The sequence below is a fragment of the Tissierella pigra genome (assembly GCF_009695605.1).
Taxonomy (GTDB): domain Bacteria; phylum Bacillota; class Clostridia; order Tissierellales; family Tissierellaceae; genus Tissierella; species Tissierella pigra.
Window position 1 is genome coordinate 1 of record NZ_VUNQ01000097.1, and the last position, 3,225, is coordinate 3,225.

Annotated in this window: 1 tRNA gene and 2 rRNA genes; all 3 read right to left on the reverse strand. The window is 48.3% G+C overall.

Features of this window, described 5'->3' with window-relative positions:
• Window positions 1-2,354 (reverse strand): 23S ribosomal RNA (locus FYJ83_RS19330); the annotation flags it as partial.
• A gap of 157 nt (window positions 2,355-2,511) precedes the next feature.
• Window positions 2,512-2,587: transfer RNA gene (locus FYJ83_RS19335), tRNA-Ala, on the reverse strand.
• Window positions 2,588-2,715: 128 nt separating this feature from the next.
• Window positions 2,716-3,225: ribosomal RNA gene (locus FYJ83_RS19340) — 16S ribosomal RNA — on the reverse strand; the annotation flags it as partial.

A 3,225-nucleotide genomic window follows, 5' to 3' on the forward strand; every position in this document is an offset into this window, starting at 1 on the left:
GGTGTCACAGTTAAGCTCCCTTTTGCCTTTACACTCTTCGCACGATTTCCGACCGTGCTGAGGGAACCTTTGAGCGCCTCCGTTACTCTTTAGGAGGCGACCGCCCCAGTCAAACTGCCCAACTGACAGTGTCCCTATACCAGATCATGGTACCAGGTTAGAATTTCAGCATTACAAGAGTGGTATCCCAAGGTTGACTCCACCAAAGCTGGCGCCCTGGCTTCAAAGCCTCCCACCTATCCTGTACATGCAATGCCAAAATCCAATGTCAGCCTGCAGTAAAGCTCCACGGGGTCTTTCCGTCCTGTCGCGGGTAATACGCATCTTCACGTATACTACAATTTCACCGGATCCATTGTTGAGACAGTGCCCAAATCGTTACACCTTTCGTGCGGGTCGGAACTTACCCGACAAGGAATTTCGCTACCTTAGGACCGTTATAGTTACGGCCGCCGTTTACTGGGGCTTAAGTTCTAAGCTTCGGTTTCCCTAACTCTTCCCCTTAACCTTCCAGCACCGGGCAGGTGTCAGCACCTATACTTCGTCTTTCGACTTAGCAGATACTTGTGTTTTTGGTAAACAGTCGCTTGGGCCTATTCACTGCGGCCAGGTTTCCCTGGCACCCCTTCTCCCTAAGTTACGGGGCTATTTTGCCGAGTTCCTTAACAATGGTTCTTCCGCTCGTCTTAGGATTCTCTCCTCGCCTACCTGTGTCGGTTTGCGGTACGGGTAGTTACTTACTCGATAGAAGCTTTTCTTGGCAGTGTGGAGTCAGCTACTTCTCTACTTGTTTTTCGATCCCCATCACTTCTCAGGATTGTTGAAACGGATTTGCCTATCTCAACTCCCTAAAAGCTTGGACGTGCTCAACCAACGGCACGCTTAGCTTATCCTCCTGCGTCACTCCATCTCTCAAACGCTTGTAACTAGTACAGGAATTTCAACCTGTTGTCCATCGCCTACGCTTTTCAGCCTCAGCTTAGGTCCCGACTTACCCTGAGTGGACGAACCTTCCTCAGGAAACCTTAGGCTTTCGACGGGTGAGATTCTCACTCACCTCTCGCTACTTATGCCAGCATTCTCTCTTGTGTGCAGTCCAGCACTCCTTTCGGTATACCTTCTACCCACACACAATGCTCCTCTACCGATTCTTTCGAATCCCACAGCTTCGGTACCAGATTTAAGCCCCGGAAATCTTCGGCGCAAGGTCTCTCGACCAGTGAGCTATTACGCACTCTTTAAATGTATGGCTGCTTCTAAGCCAACATCCTGGTTGTCTGTGAAACCTCACATCCTTTACCACTTAATCTGGATTTAGGGACCTTAGCTGGTGATCTGGGCTCTTTCCCTTTCGACTATGAAGCTTATCCCACATAGTCTGACTCCCAAGGGTATGATTATGGCATTCGGAGTTTGATAGGTTTTGGTAACGCTATGCGCCCCTAGACCATTCAGTGCTCTACCTCCATTTCACTCTTCCTTGAGGCTAGCCCTAAAGCTATTTCGAGGAGAACCAGCTATCTCCGAGTTCGATTGGCTTTTCACCCCTATCCACAGGTCATCCCATAGCTTTTAAACGCTAACGGGTTCGAGCCTCCATTGAATTTTACTTCAACTTCACTCTGCCCATGGATAGGTCACCCGGTTTCGGGTCTATGGCAGGGAACTATTTCGCCCTATTAAGACTTGGTTTCCCTACGGCTCCTGACCTTAAGTCATTAACCTTGCTCACTACCATAACTCGCTGGCCCGTTCTACAAAAAGTACGTGGTTACACTAATAATGTGCTTCCACTGCTTGTAGGCGTAGGGTTTCAGATTCTATTTCACTCCCCTTCCGGGGTTCTTTTCACCTTTCCCTCACGGTACTATTCTCTATCGGTCACCAAGGAGTATTTAGCCTTGGGAGGTGGTCCTCCCTACTTCCCACTGGATTTCTCGTGTCCCGTGGTACTCTGGATACCAGCTGGTAAACTCATCTTTCATATACCGGACTATCACCGTCTTTGGTGGGATTTTCCAATCCTCTTCTATTAGATTCATTATTCCGTTATGCTGGTCCTTAACCCCAGATAAATCTGGTTTGGGCTGTTTCCCGTTCGCTCGCCGCTACTTAGGAAATCGATTTTTCTTTCTTCTCCTCAGGGTACTTAGATGTTTCAGTTCCCCTGGTCTTCCTTCATACACCTATGTATTCAGTGTATGATACTTGAGGGTTGCTCAAGTAGGTTTCCCCATTCGGAAATCTCCGGATCAATGTCTATTTGCGACTCCCCGAAGCATATCGGTGCTTATCCCGTCCTTCATCGGCTCTTGGTGCCAAGGCATTCGCCCTACGCCCTTAATAACTTGACCTTAATTACTTATTTATATTGCATTCTTTAGTTTTCAATGTTCAATTACCATCGCAGTCTCGAAACTCAAATCTATTCACTCGCTACGCTCGTGTAGATTTGGTTCTCGTTGCGTTTGACCTACATCAATTCGCTACGCTCATTGTGTTAGGTCATAATGGTGGAGATGAGGAGAGTCGAACTCCTGACCCCCTGCTTGCAAGGCAGGTGCTCTCCCAACTGAGCTACACCCCCACGTTAATTCACAATTTCACAGTCTACAATTAACAATTGAAATCCAAAGGATTTCAATGTGATTGATTCTGTAATTTTAGCGAACCAAATTTATAAACAAACAGTGTGAGTCCTTTTGAACTCCTTAGAAAGGAGGTGATCCAGCCGCACCTTCCGATACGGCTACCTTGTTACGACTTCACCCTAGTTATTGACCCTACCTTCGACAGCTGCCTCCAAAGGTTAGCTCACTGGCTTCGGGTATTGCCAACTCCCATGGTGTGACGGGCGGTGTGTACAAGACCCGGGAACGCATTCACCGCGACATTCTGATTCACGATTACTAGCAACTCCGACTTCATGTAGGCGAGTTGCAGCCTACAATCCGAACTGGGATCGGCTTTAAGAGATTTGCTCCTTATCACTAAGTCGCTGCTCGCTGTACCGACCATTGTAGCACGTGTGTAGCCCAGGACATAAAGGGCATGATGATTTGACGTCATCCCCACCTTCCTCCGATTTGTCATCGGCAGTCCCTCTAGAGTGCTCAACTTAATGGTAGCAACTAAAGGCAAGGGTTGCGCTCGTTGCGGGACTTAACCCAACATCTCACGACACGAGCTGACGACAACCATGCACCACCTGTGTCCCCTGTACCC